Annotated in this window: 14 protein-coding genes; 1 reads left to right on the forward strand and 13 read right to left on the reverse strand. The window is 47.4% G+C overall.

All coding sequences use genetic code 11. The features are described 5' to 3' along the window. Nucleotides 1–897 carry an ATP phosphoribosyltransferase gene (gene hisG, locus ISR87_00420; protein ID MBL7023888.1) on the reverse strand — a complete coding sequence of 299 codons (897 nt, stop codon included), beginning with the start codon at nt 895–897 and terminating at the stop codon, nt 1–3. Nucleotides 898–1,301: 404 nt separating this feature from the next. On the opposite strand from hisG, the gene proC reads away from it, so the two are divergent. Continuing rightward, nucleotides 1,302–2,111: a pyrroline-5-carboxylate reductase gene (gene proC / locus ISR87_00425; protein ID MBL7023889.1), complete on the forward strand. Its 810-nt coding sequence runs from the start codon at nt 1,302–1,304 to the stop codon at nt 2,109–2,111. 221 nt (nt 2,112–2,332) lie between these two features. On the opposite strand, the gene thrC is transcribed toward proC, so the two are convergent. From thrC to ilvB, 12 genes are all read right to left on the reverse strand, one after another. Continuing rightward, a complete protein-coding gene (gene thrC / locus ISR87_00430) occupies nt 2,333–3,640 on the reverse strand; it encodes a threonine synthase (GenBank protein ID MBL7023890.1) in 1,308 nt (435 codons plus the stop codon). Nucleotides 3,641–3,643: 3 nt separating this feature from the next. Further along, nucleotides 3,644–4,576 (reverse strand): homoserine kinase, encoded by a 933-nt coding sequence (locus ISR87_00435; protein ID MBL7023891.1) that lies wholly within the window; start codon nt 4,574–4,576, stop codon nt 3,644–3,646. Nucleotides 4,577–4,603: 27 nt separating this feature from the next. After that, entirely contained in the window at nt 4,604–5,989 is a 1,386-nt protein-coding gene (locus ISR87_00440) for an aspartate kinase (protein MBL7023892.1), read from the reverse strand. A gap of 84 nt (nt 5,990–6,073) precedes the next feature. Beyond that, nucleotides 6,074–7,000 carry a branched-chain amino acid transaminase gene (locus tag ISR87_00445; GenBank protein ID MBL7023893.1) on the reverse strand — a complete coding sequence of 309 codons (927 nt, stop codon included), beginning with the start codon at nt 6,998–7,000 and terminating at the stop codon, nt 6,074–6,076. Nucleotides 7,001–7,002: 2 nt separating this feature from the next. Next, on the reverse strand, nt 7,003–8,610 hold the full coding sequence (locus ISR87_00450; protein MBL7023894.1) for a citramalate synthase: 1,608 nt from the start codon (nt 8,608–8,610) through the stop codon (nt 7,003–7,005). A 1-nt stretch (nt 8,611) separates the two neighbouring features. Then, the gene (gene leuD, locus ISR87_00455; GenBank protein ID MBL7023895.1) at nt 8,612–9,259 is read right to left on the reverse strand and encodes a 3-isopropylmalate dehydratase small subunit; all 648 of its coding nucleotides are present in this window, start codon (nt 9,257–9,259) and stop codon (nt 8,612–8,614) included. 1 nt (nt 9,260) lies between these two features. Continuing rightward, nucleotides 9,261–10,664 carry a 3-isopropylmalate dehydratase large subunit gene (gene leuC, locus ISR87_00460; GenBank protein ID MBL7023896.1) on the reverse strand — a complete coding sequence of 468 codons (1,404 nt, stop codon included), beginning with the start codon at nt 10,662–10,664 and terminating at the stop codon, nt 9,261–9,263. Continuing rightward, nucleotides 10,664–12,241 carry a 2-isopropylmalate synthase gene (locus ISR87_00465; protein ID MBL7023897.1) on the reverse strand — a complete coding sequence of 526 codons (1,578 nt, stop codon included), beginning with the start codon at nt 12,239–12,241 and terminating at the stop codon, nt 10,664–10,666. The genes leuC and ISR87_00465 overlap by 1 nt, the downstream gene beginning before the upstream one ends. A gap of 36 nt (nt 12,242–12,277) precedes the next feature. Further along, nucleotides 12,278–13,360 carry a 3-isopropylmalate dehydrogenase gene (gene leuB, locus ISR87_00470; protein MBL7023898.1) on the reverse strand — a complete coding sequence of 361 codons (1,083 nt, stop codon included), beginning with the start codon at nt 13,358–13,360 and terminating at the stop codon, nt 12,278–12,280. Between the two features lie 8 nt (nt 13,361–13,368). After that, nucleotides 13,369–14,370, reverse strand: coding sequence for a ketol-acid reductoisomerase (gene ilvC, locus ISR87_00475; protein MBL7023899.1), 1,002 nt, complete (start codon nt 14,368–14,370; stop codon nt 13,369–13,371). Between the two features lie 12 nt (nt 14,371–14,382). Further along, a complete protein-coding gene (ilvN, locus tag ISR87_00480; protein ID MBL7023900.1) occupies nt 14,383–14,952 on the reverse strand; it encodes an acetolactate synthase small subunit in 570 nt (189 codons plus the stop codon). 9 nt (nt 14,953–14,961) lie between these two features. Further along, entirely contained in the window at nt 14,962–16,674 is a 1,713-nt protein-coding gene (ilvB, locus tag ISR87_00485) for a biosynthetic-type acetolactate synthase large subunit (protein ID MBL7023901.1), read from the reverse strand. Nucleotides 16,675–16,691 lie beyond the last annotated feature (17 nt).

Raw genomic sequence — 16,691 nt, forward strand, 5'->3', positions numbered from 1 at the left:
CTACTCCATCATTTTTTCTATGGGGAGAACCAGAATTGAGCTTCCACCAAGCTGCTTTAATGATTCCATGGTTTCCCAGAATACGGTCTCAGTACTCACTGCATGTATAGCAACCAGGTCATCTGAACCGGCAAGGGGTAGGACGGTGGGTTTCTCAGCACCGGGCAGGAGGTCTATAATGGCATCAACCTGATTTTTCGGGGCGTGTAGCATGATGTATTTGCTTTCCTTGGCAAGCATAACGCCATTGATGCGCACCATGAGACGATCAACCAGTAGTTTCAGGGATTCATTCTCAATGGTGGGTCGTCGTACCAGTGTGGCAGATGATCTGAGAATGACTTCATCTTCTCTCAGTCCATTGGCCTCCAGGGTCACACCTGTCGAAACCAGATCGCAAATGGCATCAGCCAGACCCGCGCGGGGTGCTACTTCAACCGATCCAGTGAGGTGGACAATTTTTGCAGTGACTCCCTGCTCCTCCAGGTATCGACCCAGTGTATAGGGATAACTTGTGGCTATGCGACAGCCGGACAGGTCCTGAATACTCGTATATTTTTGTTCTTCCGTGGTGGCTATGGAAAGTCGGCAGTGACCATAATCCAGGGAGATAAGCCTAACAAAGTCGGCCTGCTCAGCAAACTTTGCCCGCTGAAGACTTACTTCCTGCATAATATTGTCTCCGACAAACCCTAAATCCACCACGCCTTCCATGACCAGACCCGGTATATCATCATCTCTCACAAAGAGAATATCGATGGGCATGTTTTTGACGTGAGTGATCAATTTGTTTTTGGATTGATTGATCCGCAGACCACATCGTTTTAGAATATCCAGGGTTGCCTCACTGAGGCGACCTGATTTCTGAACTGCAATTTTTAATCGTTTCTCAGTCATTTTCTCTCTTTAAACCTTTCGATATCTCTTTCTCTCTGTTACCAATAAATGTCTCTGGGATGGTGGGGGTAGGTTCCTAAAACAAAAAACCCCCGGAGTTGGCTCCGAGGGTTTTAAAAATTTTGTCTCGAGGCGGCCAACTGTGCGCTAGCCATCCCGGATATGTATTCCGAACAGCTACATCAGATGATGATGATTATTATGACGATGAATCATAATCAGGTTCGGGATATTATTTATGCGAGTCATTTCCATGCTGAACGAATTCTAATGAATTAACTTTCTAAATACAAGCGTTAAAATCTCCTGAAATGTTTTCGTAGCAATGACTACCTTCGGCCCACATTTAAAGCCATATTTATAAAGTATGGGAAATGATTCAGTGATCAGGAAAAGGTGATAAAATGCAAAACAGCAAACTGGCAATTATCGGTACTGGAAATATAGGGATGTCCATCGCAGATGGACTTTTGGATTCAGGCTCATTTCAACCTGACCAGATGATGCTGACACGTCGCAAAATCAATCGTCTCGCTCGTTTTAGTGAGCGTGGTGTTTTGACCACTTCAGATAATGTCGCTGCTGTTGAGTTCGCTGACATTGTTTTAATCGCTGTTGAGCCACAGCAAATCGACGAGGTGTTGACTGAAATTGGACCCCTCCTGGAATCAGATAAACATACACTCATTTCAGTGGTGACAGGCGTATCCATTGACCAGATTCAGGCACATGTTGGCAACGGAGCAGCCATTGTCCGAGCCATGCCCAACACAGCAATTTCACTGAGGGAATCCATTACCTGCCTGACTTCAAACGATCAGAGTGCGGCCATCGAAATTGGTAAATCAATTTTTAACACTGTGGGCAAAACGGTAGTTATCGATGAGGAACTTATGGGGGCTGCTACTGCACTTGGTGCCTGTGGCATCGCCTTCTTTCTCCGTGCTATTCGGGCCGCCTCCCAGGGAGGCATTGAAATCGGATTTCACTCAGATAAAGCCTTATTCATCGCAGCACAGGTTGCCAAGGGAGCGGCTGAACTCATCTTGAAATCAGGACACCATCCTGAGTCTGAAATTGATAAAGTTACCACTCCAAGAGGCGTCACCATCGCTGGACTGAATCAAATGGAACATGAAGGCTTCAGCTCAGCCATGATCAAGGGGATAGTAACTTCAGCCAATATGGCCAGTGGGGTTTACAAGAAGGGTTAACTGCGGACGGAGGGTTGTCTGCCCCTGAATCTGTAGGGTGGCCTGTCATACTTCGAGAGCCTCAGCATGACGATAGGGGTTGTCTTGCTGAGGTGTCACAATGAGCTCGTGCTCCGGCGGCTGAGTTTATCGAAGCCAGAGGACGCATTGTCAGGTACCTGGGTATTTCGTCCTTCGGCGGTTTCAGGCTTCGACCTGGCGAGCAGGATGACAATACCTGATTAATCCAGAGCATCCCTTAAATACTGCCTGAAATCCTCATACTCTGTTGACATTTGCACCGCCTGCTTTTTTCTTTTTAGATACTGAGCCAGTTGGGGTGGCACTGGTATTTTCTTTCCAATAACTGGTTCAACACTTTCAGGGAATTTTGCTGGATGCGCTGTGGAAATTACCACTCCCGGCAGGGTGGATTGATGCACCTCTTGATATTTTTCTAAACCCAGGATACCCACTGCTGTATGGGGATCAATGATGTAGTCATATTTATTGAATATCTGTCGGATCATCTCTCTGGTCTTGATATCATCGAAACTCCAGCTGCTGATTTCTGCCCGAATCCTGTTGATATCATCATCAAACAAATATCGAATCCTTGAGAGGTTGCTGGGGTCGCCCACATCCATGGCATTTGAGATGGTTTGATCGGACGGTCGGGGCTTAAAGGTCCCTGATTTCAGATATTCAGGGAATACATCATTGCTATTTGTGGATGCAATAAAATGTTTGATTGGAACTCCCATACGTTTTGCCATAAGGCCTGCAGTGAGGTTCCCGAAATTTCCGGAAGGCACTGAAATAACAAATTCACCTGAATTCCGGCTCAATTGTCCCGATGTAAAGGCGTAATAAAATGATTGAGGGATAAGACGGGCAATATTGATGGAATTTGCCGAAGAAAGTAGGTGTCTCTGACGTAACTCTCTATCAGCGAAGGCCCTTTTTGCCAATCGTTGGCAATCATCAAAATTTCCGGATACTTCCAATGCTTGAATATTTTGGCCCTGAGTTGTCAGTTGTTTTTCCTGAGAGGGACTCACCTTGCCACTGGGATAGAGAATGATCACTCGAATCCCGGGAATCCCCAGAAATCCACTGGCAACGGCACTTCCTGTATCTCCAGAGGTAGCAACCAGAATTGTTAACTCTCGCTCATCTCCCTCAATGAGATACGACATCAAACGTGCCATAAAGCGTGCGCCAAAATCCTTGAAAGCCATGGTGGGACCATGAAAGGTCTCCAGAATTGACATCCCCTGACTGAGTTGGGTCAATTTCACATCCAGATTCATTGAGTTGGCCACAATGTCACGAATCTCACCAGATGGAATATCTGTGGACAAAAATTCTGAGGCCATGATTTGGGCAATTTCCTCAAAGGACAGGGTACTTAAGGCTTTTATCTGTTGTGGCGTAAGGGTGGGAATTCTTTCAGGGAGATATAAACCCCCATCTTCTGGTATGCCTGAAAGGACTGCATCCTTAAGAGACACAGGTGCGCTGATATTTTTTGTGCTGATGTATTTCAAGATTTATTCCAGGATTCTGGCACCCTGCTGGCTGATGGCAGAAATAAACAGGTCGCTTTCAAGACCCTCCTCGAGAAAAACCTGCTCCATGGCATAACCTGCCCTGTGGGCAATATCCGCATCTGGACACAAAGCAAACATGGAAGGTCCTGAACCGGAAATCCCACATCCCAGCGCACCCTGTTCCAGAGCAGCAGCTTTGACCCTCTCATAACCAGGTATTAATTGTCCCCGATACGGTTCAGCCAGTTCATCAACGAAGGAGCGGCTGATGAGATCAAAATCCTCTTGATACAAACCAGCAACAAAACCGGCGATATGGCCCATTTGTCTGGTGGCTGTTCCCATGGGTACCGATTTAGGCAAAATTTCTCGGGCATCCCTGGTTTTGATATGCATGTGGGGATGCACCAGAGCACAAGTAAAGGCCGCCGGGGTTGCCAGGGAAACAACATCAAGGGGATCCAGGCTATGTATCAAAGTAAATCCACCAAGAAGTGAGGGTGCAGCATTATCTGCATGGGGAACACCTGTTGCAACTCGCTCGCTTTCCAGAACAAAAGGAAGAAGCTCACGGGGAACCAGTTGTAAATCGAATAACTCATTAACAGCTATAACAGCTGCTACAGCGCTTGACGCACTCGACCCCATACCTCCCACAATGGGAACACCCTTTCTAATTTCCAACTCCATCCCCAGAGAAATATTTTTAGCGTCCATAAGCGCCTGGACAGCAACACCTGCCGTGTTGAACTTTGGATCATTGGGTAGGGAGCTGAAAGCCCCTGTTAGAGGAAAAATTTTAATCCCAGGAACATCTGAAGGCTTGGCAATGACGATATCCCCTGGCTCTTCAAGGGCAAAACCAAGAACATCAAAACCACTCGATGCATTGGCTACGCTGGCCGGGGCATAGGCACGAACTGCTTTTTTCACTTCACCCCCTCGTTGTTTTCAATCCCATCAGCAATCATCGAAGAATCTACGGTGTAATTCACGTTTGACCCGGACTTCATCGTCTCTGGAGATAACAATTGAAATATTACGCTCAGAAGAGCCCTGGGCTATGGCTACAACATTTACACCGAGCTCCCCCAGAGCACCAAAAACCTTCCCTGAAATGCCTGGTGTATGTCGCATATTCTCACCAACCACAGCTACAATACACAGGTTATCCTCGATGAGAATTTGGGCAATCCCATGGACTTGCATCTCCAGTTCAAATTCCTTTTCCAGGGCTGCTTTTGCTTTTTCAGCGCTTTCGGGCTCGACAGCAAAACAGATGGAATGTTCACTGGAGGCCAGAGAAATGAGCATGACGCCCACATCAGCATTAGCCATGGCCATAAAAATCCTGCCGGTCAACCCGGTCTTGCCAATCATCCCACTCCCCTGAATCCGGATCAATGAAATGGAACTCATGCTTGAAATTCCAGTGATTCGATAATCCATATCCTGCCCCTCTTTGGCAATCAAGGTTCCAGGAAATTCGGGATTGAAAGTGTTCAAAATACGAATGGGAATTCCTGCCTGCATGGCAGGCTGTATGGTGGGAGGAAAGATGACCTTGGCGCCAAAATGGGACATTTCCATGGCATCTTCATAGGTCATAACTGGAATGGGATAGGCCGCTGGAACTTCACGGGGATTGGCTGTGAGAATGCCATCAACATCCGTCCAGATTTCTATTTCACTGGCTCCCAGGGCTGCTCCAAATATAGCCGCAGAATAATCAGAGCCGCTACGCCCTAGCGTCGTTGTCTCACCCTGGCTATTTGAGGCAATAAATCCAGTTATAATTTGTGTGGAATCATGTTCCTTGAAATAGGTGGAGATATTCTTGTTGGTTACTTCAAAATCTACTCTACCAGAACTATAATTATCATCCGTCCTCACAAAATGTCTGCTGTCAATAAATTCTGCCTCACTGCCCAATTCTACAAGACTGGCAGTAATAATTCGGGCCGAAAGACGTTCTCCATAACTCAAAATCTGATTGTATGTCTTGGGGGCAACATGTCTGACCAGATAGACCCCTCTCAGGATCTCACCCAGTCTAGCCGTGTACTTCTTTACGTTTTGTAGTAGTATTTCCTGACGATGATTTGTGGTCATGGCCTTGATCATACCAGCATGCTTCGCCCGAAACGATTTAAACTCTATTTCGTAGGCATCATCACCGTTGTCCGCCAGCTCTACCATCTTTATTAATTGATCTGTTACGCCCCCAAAGGCGGATACAACCACAGCAATTTGAGTTTCTTTTTCTGCTTTCCTGATAAGTTCCAAAACTGCAGCGAGGCGTTCTGGGGTGGCAATCGAGGAACCACCGAATTTCATTATTTTCATATGTCGTGTTTCATTTCCCCTTGAGTTTCAATGATAAATCTACCCGGGTTAACCCTTGTGTGCTACACCAAATCCTAGAGTCTATCAGGACTCATTGACATAGGTTAGCCAGGATTTGTATTGGGGATTACGACCATGTACAGCATCCATATAAGCTGTCTGCAATTTCTCAGTGATGGGTCCCCTGCCGCCAGGGCCTACCACTCGGTGATCCAGCTCCCGAATGGGGGTCACTTCGCTGGCCGTTCCAGTGAAAAAGGCTTCATCAGCAGACAATAACTGCCCTACTGAAAGCCGTCCAACTTTAACCCTGAATCCAAGATCACGTGCAATATGAATAACCGTTTCTCTCGTGATGCCCATGAGGATGGAAGAGTCTTCAGCGTTGGTATAGAGTTTTCCATTTTTGATGAGAAAAATATTCTGACCAGCACCCTCTGCTATTGTGCCTTCCTGATTTAAAAGGAGACCCTCATCAAAACCCTTGGATTTGGCATCCTGCACAGCCAGAAGCGAGTTCAAATATTGACCGTTGGCCTTGGCAGTCGTGGGAAACGAACTGGAATGAAACTTTCGCCAAGGCGATACAGTTACTCGGACACCCTTCACCAGGGCATCCTGACCCAGATAGGCACCCCAGTCAAAAGCACCAATGGATACTTCCACAGGACAATCTTTTGGATGAACCCCCAGTGTATCATATCCATAAAAGGCAACGGGTCTGATGTAGCCGTTTTCAATCCCATTTTCTTTGATAATATCAAGACAGCCCTTGAGCATGTCTTCTTTGCTGAAGGGAAGATTTATGCGATAGATTTTTGCTGAAGTGAAAAGGCGATCTATATGTTCTTCCAGTTTAAAAATGGCAGGACCATCTTCTGTGGTATAGCACTTGACCCCTTCAAAGATGCCACTTCCATAATGCAATCCGTGAGACATAACATGTGTGGTAGCCTGATTCCAATTCACAATTTTCCCGTTAAACCAAATTTTTTCACAATGATTCGGCATAATTACACATCCTGTTTCTTAACATTCTTGTTCTTAATTTTTGATTTCATCAGCTTATAGTTCAGGCTGTCAACCAGCGCCTGCCAGCTTGCCTCAATTATGTTTTCGGAAACGCCAACTGTGGACCAACTCTGTTCTCCATCAGTACTCTCGATGAGCACCCTGACCACCGCTCTGGTTCCATTGGTACCATCCAGGACTCGTACCTTGTAGTCTTTCAAGTGTACATCGGACAATTGTGGATAAAAACGTGTCAACGCTTTCTGGAGTGCCTTATTCAGGGCGTTCACAGGTCCCACTCCATCAGCTGCGGTGTGTTCAACCTCCCCATTGACCCGCACCTTGAGCATGGCATCTGCCAGGTTGTGCCCTTCTCTTTCATAACTGACAATCACCCTGGAGTCCTCAACCTCAAAGAAGGGTGAAAAACTTCCCATTTGCTCCTTGAGAATGAGTTCAAAAGAAGCTTCAGCAGCTTCATATTGATATCCGCCATGCTCCATTTCCTTAATGTGCTGGACCACTTGTTTGGGAAGTTCACCTCTGCTATTCTGGAGATTGATATCAAGTTCTTCGGCCTTGTAGCGGATATTACTCTGTCCTGAAAGGTCTGAAATAAGCACCCGCTGTTTGGCTCCCACATCTGTGGGGATAATATGCTCGTACATACGGCTATCTTTCATCACGGCACTGACATGAATGCCACCCTTGTGGGCAAAGGCTGATTTTCCCACAAAGGGAGCCCGATCATCGGGATGTAGATTCATGATTTCGAAGACATAGTTGGCCATTTTTGTTAGTTGAGTAAGATCAACAGGATGTTTCAGGTCAAGACCAAGCTTCAAAAGTAGATTTGGAATAACGGTGCTGAGATTGGCATTCCCACAACGCTCTCCCACACCATTCATGGTTCCCTGGACATGATTGGCACCTGTTTGGACGGCTATAATGGTGTTGGCCGCAGCCATGCCCCCATCATTGTGGGCGTGAATTCCAACTGGGACATGAAAAGTATCCAATACATGCTGGGTTGCCTGTGCAACTTCATGGGGCAATGTTCCACCATTGGTGTCACATAATACCAGCGTATCGGCGCCCCCGGCCTGGGCGGCCCTGAGCATTTCCATGGCGAACTCTGGTGAATCCTTATAGCCATCAAAGAAATGCTCCGCATCAAAAACAACCCGACGGCCTTCCTGGACCAGATAGGCCACTGATCTTTCAATCAATTCTGAATTCTGGGTGGAAGTAAGACCCAGACCCTTCTCAGCATGCAGTCGCCAGGTCTTTCCGAAGATGGAAACCACCTCGGTTTCGGCTTTTAGCAAAGCATTCAGATTTGGGTCTGAGGTAACGCCCTCAATCGTTCTGGCCGTAGAGCCAAAGGCACAAATTTTAGCCTGTTGCCAGGTCATCTTCCTGGCCCGGGCAAAAAACTCCTGATCCCTGGGATTTGAGCCAGGCCAGCCTCCCTCAAGCACACCAATACCGAACTCATCCAGACGCTGGGCAATGTGGAGCTTATCATCTACTGAAAGATTTACGCCTTCTCCCTGGGTACCGTCTCTCAGGGTTGAATCAAATAACTCAATGGTTCTATGGTCAGACACGTCAACGCACCTCTTGGGTTAGCCAGCTATTTTTTTTGAGGTGTTTGCTTTCAAAATCAGCAATTTCCTGTTTGTAGGAGAGGGTTTGGCCAATTTCATCCAAACCATTCAGCAGACTGTATTTTCGATATGCATCCAGATCAAACCCAAAGCGAGTTCCCGCACTACTGGTAACCGTTTGCTCCTCAAGATCAACACTGAGTGTAAAGCCAGGAATGCTCACCGTCGCTTTGAATAGCTCCTCAATTTGAGGGGATGAGAGAACAATTGGCAGCATGCCATTTTTGAAGCAGTTCGAATAAAAGATGTCCGCAAAGCTCTCTGCCAGAATGACCTTAAACCCATAATCCAGTAGTGCCCAGGGAGCATGTTCACGACTGGATCCACATCCAAAATTCTCTCTGGTTAATAATACGGTAGCGCCTTGATAGCGCCCATCATTGAGGACAAAGTCTTGATTCAGTGGGCGACTACTGCAATCCTGACCAGGTTCGCCATGATCCAGATAGCGCCATTCGTCAAATAAATAGGGACCAAAACCTGTTCTGCGGATTGATTTCAGGAATTGCTTGGGGATGATGGCATCAGTGTCCACGTTGGATCTATCCAGGGGAGCTACCAAACCATGATGTGATGTAAATTTCTGCATCTTAGTTCTCGTAATATTTAGTGACATCGGTGACATGACCAGTTATAGCTGCGGCTGCGGCCATGGCAGGACTTAAAAGATGGGTTCGCCCCCCCTGCCCCTGGCGTCCTTCAAAGTTTCGATTTGAAGTTGAAGCACAGCGTTCACCAGGCTCCAGACGATCTGCATTCATAGCCAGACACATGGAACATCCTGGTTCTCGCCACTCAAAACCTGCATCCAGGAAAATCTTATCCAGACCCTCTGCTTCTGCCTGGGCTTTCACAGGACCTGATCCAGGGACCACCATGGCCAGTGAAATATTTGTGGCGATGCTCTGGCCCTTTACGATGCGGGCTGCTTCCCTGAGGTCTTCAATACGTGAATTGGTGCAGGAGCCGATAAATATTTTATCAAAGGTTATTTGTTGAATGGGCATGCCAGGAGTAAGACCCATATACTTCAGCGCATTATTGATTTGTTCAGCTTTATTGGGGTCGGAGGCATCTGGCACAAAGCCATCTACTGGAGCCACCATCTCTGGTGAGGTTCCCCAGGTAACCATGGGCTTGAGGTCTGATGCATCAATCACAACGGTTTTATCATATGTTGCATCGGCGTCAGATTGGAGGGTTCTCCAATATGATTCTGCAGTTTCCCAGGCGGATGCCCTGGGAGCAAAGTTGCGTCCCTTGACATATGCAATGGTGGTATCATCCACTGCAATAAGACCAGCCCTGGCGCCTGCTTCGATGGTCATGTTACAGACCGTCATGCGACCTTCCATGGACATCATCCGGATGGCTTCACCACCAAATTCGATGGCATAACCGGTCCCACCTGCAGTGCCGATTTGGCCAATGATAGCCAGGATCAAATCCTTGGCTGTGACCCCTGCATGAAACGCTCCATCCACCTGCACCAGCATGTTTTTTGATTTTTCCTGCACCAGACATTGGGTTGCCAGGACATGTTCAACTTCCGAGGTGCCGATTCCAAAGGCCAGGGCACCCAGAGCACCGTGGGTTGAGGTATGAGAATCGCCGCAAACGATGGTCATACCAGGCAGGGTTATACCCTGTTCGGGACCAATGACATGGACAATCCCCTGACGCGGGTCAGACATATCAAAATTGGTGATGCCCAATTCAGCAGTATTACTGGCCAGCGTGTCTATTTGGAGTTTTGAGACCGGGTCTTCAACACCTTTGTCCCGATCTTTGGTGGGAATGTTGTGATCAGGAACGGCCACATTTGCATCTTTGCGCCACGGGGCTCTTTTGTTCATCCTGAGACCTTCAAAGGCTTGAGGTGATGTGACTTCGTGTATCAATTGTCGATCGATATATAGCAGACTGGTACCGTTGTCGTTCTTCCGAACTTCATGGCTTTCCCAGAGCTTATCGTATAATGTTTTTCCTGCCATTAGACGTGTTCTTTCACCGTTTCAGTAGTTAGATCTAATTCCTGTTTCTTTTTGTGCTGATTCAGGGCTTCCAGATAGGCTTTGGCGCTGGCCTCAATGGTGTCTGTGGAGATTCCACGACCGGCATAGATGTCCCCATTGTGATGCAGCCTCAAGGTCACCTCTCCCAGAGCGCTTTTTCCACGGGTAATGGAACGAACCTGATAGTATTCAAGCTTGAACTGCTGGCGAATACCCAGGGCTCGTGCAATGGCTCTGAAACAGGCTGCAACCGGACCATCCCCAGTGGCTGAATCCTGATATTCCCCCTCAGGTGTTAAGACGCGTACGATGGCCACAGGAATGGTGGTGGTTCCAAGATTGACATGCAAATAGTCCAGCTTGTAGAAAGCATCTTCCTGGTCAAGAACTTCACCCATGATGGCGCGAAGGTCTTCATCAAAGACTTCCTTTTTTTTGTCTGCCAGTACCACAAATGCTTTGTAGATGATTTTGAGGTGTTCTTTATCCAGATGATATCCCAGCGCTTCCAGGCGAGATTTCAAGCCAGCCCTTCCAGAATGTCGACCAAGGACAATTTTACTTTCTCCAATTCCAATTGAATCTGGATTCATGATCTCATAGGTATTTCGGTTTTTAAGCATGCCATCCTGATGAATTCCAGCTTCATGGGCAAAGGCATTTTCACCAACAATGGCCTTATTGGGCTGGACCAACATGCCGGTGTACATGGACACCATGCGGCTGGTGTTCATTATTTCCTGAGTATGGATGTCGGTATGACAATTCCATAAATCAGCTCGAATCTTCAAGGCCATGACGATCTCTTCCAGGGAAGCGTTCCCGGCCCGTTCGCCAATCCCATTGATTGTACATTCAACTTGTCTGGCTCCTTGAGAGATCGCCGTTAATGAGTTGGCGACAGCCAATCCAAGATCGTTGTGACAGTGTACACTGATAACGGCTTGATCGATGTTGGGAACTCTTTCTTTCAATGCGGCAATCTTTTGACCGAACTCTACTGGAAAGGTATAACCTGTGGTATCAGGAATGTTGACTGTGGTAGCTCCAGCAGCAATCACTGCTTCAGTGATTTCAACGAGATAGTCTATATCAGTTCGTCCTGCATCCTCTGGAGAGAACTCCACATCTGGGGTAAAAGTCTTGGCATAAGCCACAGCATCACAGGCCATCTCCAGGACTTTCTGGCGTTTTTCAGCCAGATTTTTACCATAACGATTGCTTCCGAATTTTTGAGTGATATGGATATCTGAGGTACCCATAAAGGTATGGATCCGGTACTTTTCTGCTTGCTCCAGGGCACGTCTGACAGCATCAATATCTGGCTCAAGAGCCCTGGCCAACCCGGCCACCACAGCTGACACTTCGCCACCAATACGTTGGACAGCATTGAATTGAGTTGGTGATGAAATGGGAAATCCTGCCTCGATCACATCTACACCGAGTTTATCGAGCTGACGTGCAATTTCCACCTTCTCAAGCAAGGTCAGAGAAGCACCTGGTGATTGTTCACCATCCCTGAGGGTGGTGTCAAATACGATTACTTTATCACTCATGGGTATGTCCCTTGTGGCGCTGTGTTTTTGCTTCGATCATGCAACCCTCGCACTATTCTGTTTTAATTGCTTGATGACCAGATCGCTCATTTCTGTTGTTGTAACCAGCTTGTCTCCATCCTGGTATATCTCACCTGTACGGTAACCTGCTTCTAAAACTGCAGAAACTGCAGTCTGAAGGGCTGCGCCGGCTTTCCCCATATCAAGCGTGTAACTCAACATCATGGCTACTGACATGATCATGGCCAAAGGGTTGGCTAAATTTTGTCCGGCAATATCTGGAGCTGACCCATGAACGGGTTCGTAGAGAGCATATTTCTCACCGAGACTGGCTGAAGGGAGCATACCCAGGCTACCTGTAACCATGGAGGCTATATCACTGAGGATATCCCCAAACATATTCGAAGTGACGATGACATCAAACTGCTTGGGTGTGCGGACCAGTTGCATGGCAGCGTTGTCCACATACATATGATCCAATTGCACATCGGGATACTCCTGATGAACTTCAATGACGATATCGCGCCAGAATTGGGAGACATCCAGCACATTGGCTTTATCCACTGATGTCACACGGCCACTACGTTTACGGGCAAGATCAAAGGCAACGCGGGCAATTCGTTCCACCTCGTGTCGTTCATAGACCATGGTATTCCAGCCCTTGTTGGCATCAGCACCCTTGGGTGTCCCAAAATAGATGCCTCCTGTCAATTCCCTGACAACCATGACATCTACACCTGAAACCACTTCCTCGCGGAGTGAGGACGCACCTGCCAAGGCAGGAAATACAACTGCAGGTCGCAGATTCGAATAAAGTCCCAGGCCGCCCCGGAGTTGCAGAAGGGCTTGCTCCGGTTTTTGGTCTTGAGGTAAGGATTCCCATTTGGGACCACCAACGGCGCCAAGGAGGACGGCATCTGAGCGTTGGCACATTTCCAGGGTTTCCTCTGACAGGGGTTTCCCCGTCTCATCAATGGCACAACCACCGACCTGGGCATATTCATATTCGAACTTGACTGATTCCATTTCTCCCACAGTATCCAGAACCTTCAAGGCTGCTTCCATCACCTCAGGACCGATACCATCTCCTGGGAGAACGGCAATTTTATAGGATTGCATTGAATTCATTAACCTCTTTTTCCAATAAAGCTCATCATACCACGCAATTTTTTTCCCACGACTTCAATGGGATGGTCTTGATTGGCTTGGCGAAGTGCCTCAAAATTTTTACCACCTTTATTGGATTCCTGTAGCCATTCCTTAGCAAAAGATCCATCCTGGACCTCTTTTAGAATGGCTTTCATGCGTTCTTTTGTCCCGGCATCAACAACACGCGGGCCGCGGGTCATGCCACCATATTCAGCAGTCTCACTGACGGAATAATTCATTCGTGTCAGACCGCCTTCATAGAAGAGGTCTACAATCAATTTTAATTCATGCATGCACTCGAAATAGGCCAGGTCCGCTGGATAACCAGCCTCGGTGAGGGTTTCGAAACCAGTTTTTACCAGGTCGGCTACACCGCCACAGAGAACGGCCTGTTCACCAAAGAGATCTGTTTCAGTCTCATCCTTAAAATTGGTTTCCAGGGCTCCAGCACGGGTACAGCCGATTCCCTTGGCCCAGGCCAGCGCCAGGTCCCTGGCATTTCCGCTGGCATCCTGTTCAACTGCAACGAGGCAGGGTACACCTTGTCCATCCTCATAGGTTCTACGGACGAGATGACCGGGACTTTTGGGTGCAATCATAATGACATTCACATGAGCCGGTGGTACAATCTGTTTGTAATGGATATTGAAACCATGACCGAAAGCCAGGGTCGTTACACCAGATAGATTGGGAGCGACCTCTGCATCATAGATGGCCTTCATGGTTTGATCCGGTAGTAACAACATGACGATATCGGCTGAGGCAGTTGCTTCAGCAATAGTCATGACCTTTAGACCAGCGGCTTCAGCTTTTTGCCAGGAGGCACTTTCTTTACGAAGTCCCACACGGATATCCACGCCGGATTCCATGAGATTCAAAGCGTGTGCGTGACCCTGACTTCCATAACCCAGAACTGCACACTTTTTTCCTTTTAATAGTGACAGATCAGCATCACTGTCATAATACGCATTTACATTCATTCTAATTTCCTCTTAACCAATGGCTGATTGAATTTGTTTGGTGGTCCACTGTTGATCAGTAGACATCATTTCTAATTTTTCTTTTAATTCGAGGTGACTTCCCCGACGCATGGCCATCTTGCCTGAGCGCATAAGCTCTACGATATCGAATTCCTTAAGCTTCTGTAAAAAGGATTCGATTTCCATATCATAACCAGTGGCCTCTACGATGACCGCCCCCTCTTCAGAATCGATGATCTTGGCCCCATACTCACGGGTGAGCAGATCAAGCTCAGTGCGGTCGCCATTCTTCACAGATACCTTGGCCAGCATATATTCACGAATTACCGAGGGCACATCGGTGACATCCTCCACTGTATAGGCATTCACCAGCTTTTGAATATTCCGAGCCATATTCACTCTACGGTGTTGGTTGGATTCATCGGTTACGATGGTCATTCTGGTGAGACCAGGTCGCTCAGTTGCTCCGGCGACAATGCTTTTGATGTTAAAATTCCTGCGTCTGAGTAATGAGACGATCCGGTTCAGAACTCCCGGTTCATCTTCTACAAAGGCTACAATTGTATGTTCTGATTTCTGCATGATTAACTCCTATATCTCCATATCTGCAAACTGTTCTTCGGCCAGGGGACGTTGCACCATCTCATTTAGTGCTGAGCCAGTGGCAACCATGGGGTAGACCATTTCCATGGGTTCAACCACAAATTCGATGAGGGTTGGACCATCGTGTGCCTGTGCTTCCAGAACCGCAGAAATAACATCTTTGCGCTCTGTGACCCGGTAACCCTTCAAGCCGTATGCTTCTGTAAGCTTGAGGTAATCTGGTCCAGAGATGGGTGTTTCGCTGTAGCGATTATCATAGAACATCTCCTGCCATTGACGAACCATTCCGAGATACCCATTATTAATCAAGGCAATATTGATATTGGCATTTTCCTGAACTGCAGTTGCCAGTTCCTGGATGGTCATCTGGATACCGCCATCTCCCACCACAGCCCAAATATTCTTTTTTCGTCCAGCGAAACTGGCGCCGATAGCAGCGGGAAGACCATATCCCATGGTTCCCAGGCCCCCTGATGTAAGCAGTGAATTCGCATGATCCTGATAATAATACTGAGCTACCGTCATTTGGTGTTGCCCCACATCGGTTACCATAAGTGCTTCGCCTTTGGTTGCTTCCCACAGATCGCGAACCACAAAGGCACCATAGAGTTTATCGGATTTTCTGTTGAGGATATCCTTGGTTTTAGACTGCTTCATCCAACCCTTGATTTGATGGGTCCAGGCATCATGTGTTGCCTCTTTAATCTTGGGCAGTGCTGCAGTCAAAACCGCTTTCAAATCGCCCCTGATACCAACGTCTACGATGATATTTTTATTGAGCTCTGTGGGGTCTATATCGATATGAATTTTTTTAGAATTCGGTGAGTAGGTCTCAAGTTTTCCAGTGACCCGATCATCAAAACGCATCCCGCAGGCGATAAGTAAATCTGCTTCCTGAATGGCATGATTTACCCAATATCCTCCATGCATTCCCATAAACCCGATACACTTGGGATGGCTGGCAGGAATACCACCTATCCCCAGCAGGGTTACTGCCACAGGGATATCAGCCTTTTCCGCCAGGGTTGTGAGTTCATAGGTGGCTCCAGATAAAAGCACACCATGGCCTGCCAGAATCACGGGATTCTTGGCAGCATTTATTAATTTAGCGACTTCCTCCAATTCATTTTCAGAGGCTCGAATCACAGGATTATATCCTGGTAAAACATCATGGGTTTCCGGATAGAGAAATTCAGTGGTTTCATTTTGAACATCTTTTGGAATATCAATGAGAACTGGACCTGGTCGACCTGTACGAGCGATGTAAAACGCATCCTTGATGGTGGCTGCAAGCTTATTGATATCATTGACCTGATAGCTGTGCTTGGTCAAAGGGATCATGGCTCCCAGGATGTCCGTTTCCTGAAACGCATCACTTCCCAGTGATTCTCTTCCCACCTGACCGGTGATGCACACCAGGGGAATGGAATCCATCATAGCAGTGGCCACCCCGGTGATCAGATTGGTGGCCCCAGGACCTGACGTGGCCATGCAGACGCCAACTTTTCCACTGGCTCTGGCAAAACCATCAGCCGCATGAGCAGCATTTTGCTCATGTCGCGTAAGCACATGATGAATCCGATCCTTGTATTTTACCAATGCATCATAGATGGGAAGATTGGCGCCACCGGGATAACCAAAAACGACTTCCACGTCCTCCCGGATTAAGCATTCCCAGACAATCTCTGCGCCGGTTATCATTTTATTAGGTGTAGCTG

The sequence above is a fragment of the Candidatus Neomarinimicrobiota bacterium genome (assembly GCA_016784545.1).
In the GTDB taxonomy this organism is placed as follows: domain Bacteria; phylum Fidelibacterota; class UBA8477; order UBA8477; family JABMPR01; genus JABMPR01.

Coding starts and splice junctions, on each gene's coding strand:
- hisG (MBL7023888.1), bottom strand. CDS start 897: ATGACTGAGAAACGATTAAAAATTGCAGTTCAGAAATCAGGTCGCCTC.
- proC (MBL7023889.1), top strand. CDS start 1,302: ATGCAAAACAGCAAACTGGCAATTATCGGTACTGGAAATATAGGGATG.
- ISR87_00440 (MBL7023892.1), bottom strand. CDS start 5,989: ATGAAAATAATGAAATTCGGTGGTTCCTCGATTGCCACCCCAGAACGC.
- ISR87_00445 (MBL7023893.1), bottom strand. CDS start 7,000: ATGCCGAATCATTGTGAAAAAATTTGGTTTAACGGGAAAATTGTGAAT.
- leuD (MBL7023895.1), bottom strand. CDS start 9,259: ATGCAGAAATTTACATCACATCATGGTTTGGTAGCTCCCCTGGATAGA.
- leuC (MBL7023896.1), bottom strand. CDS start 10,664: ATGGCAGGAAAAACATTATACGATAAGCTCTGGGAAAGCCATGAAGTT.
- ISR87_00465 (MBL7023897.1), bottom strand. CDS start 12,241: ATGAGTGATAAAGTAATCGTATTTGACACCACCCTCAGGGATGGTGAA.
- leuB (MBL7023898.1), bottom strand. CDS start 13,360: ATGCAATCCTATAAAATTGCCGTTCTCCCAGGAGATGGTATCGGTCCT.
- ilvC (MBL7023899.1), bottom strand. CDS start 14,370: ATGAATGTAAATGCGTATTATGACAGTGATGCTGATCTGTCACTATTA.
- ilvN (MBL7023900.1), bottom strand. CDS start 14,952: ATGCAGAAATCAGAACATACAATTGTAGCCTTTGTAGAAGATGAACCG.
- ilvB (MBL7023901.1), bottom strand. CDS start 16,674: ATGATAACCGGCGCAGAGATTGTCTGGGAATGCTTAATCCGGGAGGAC.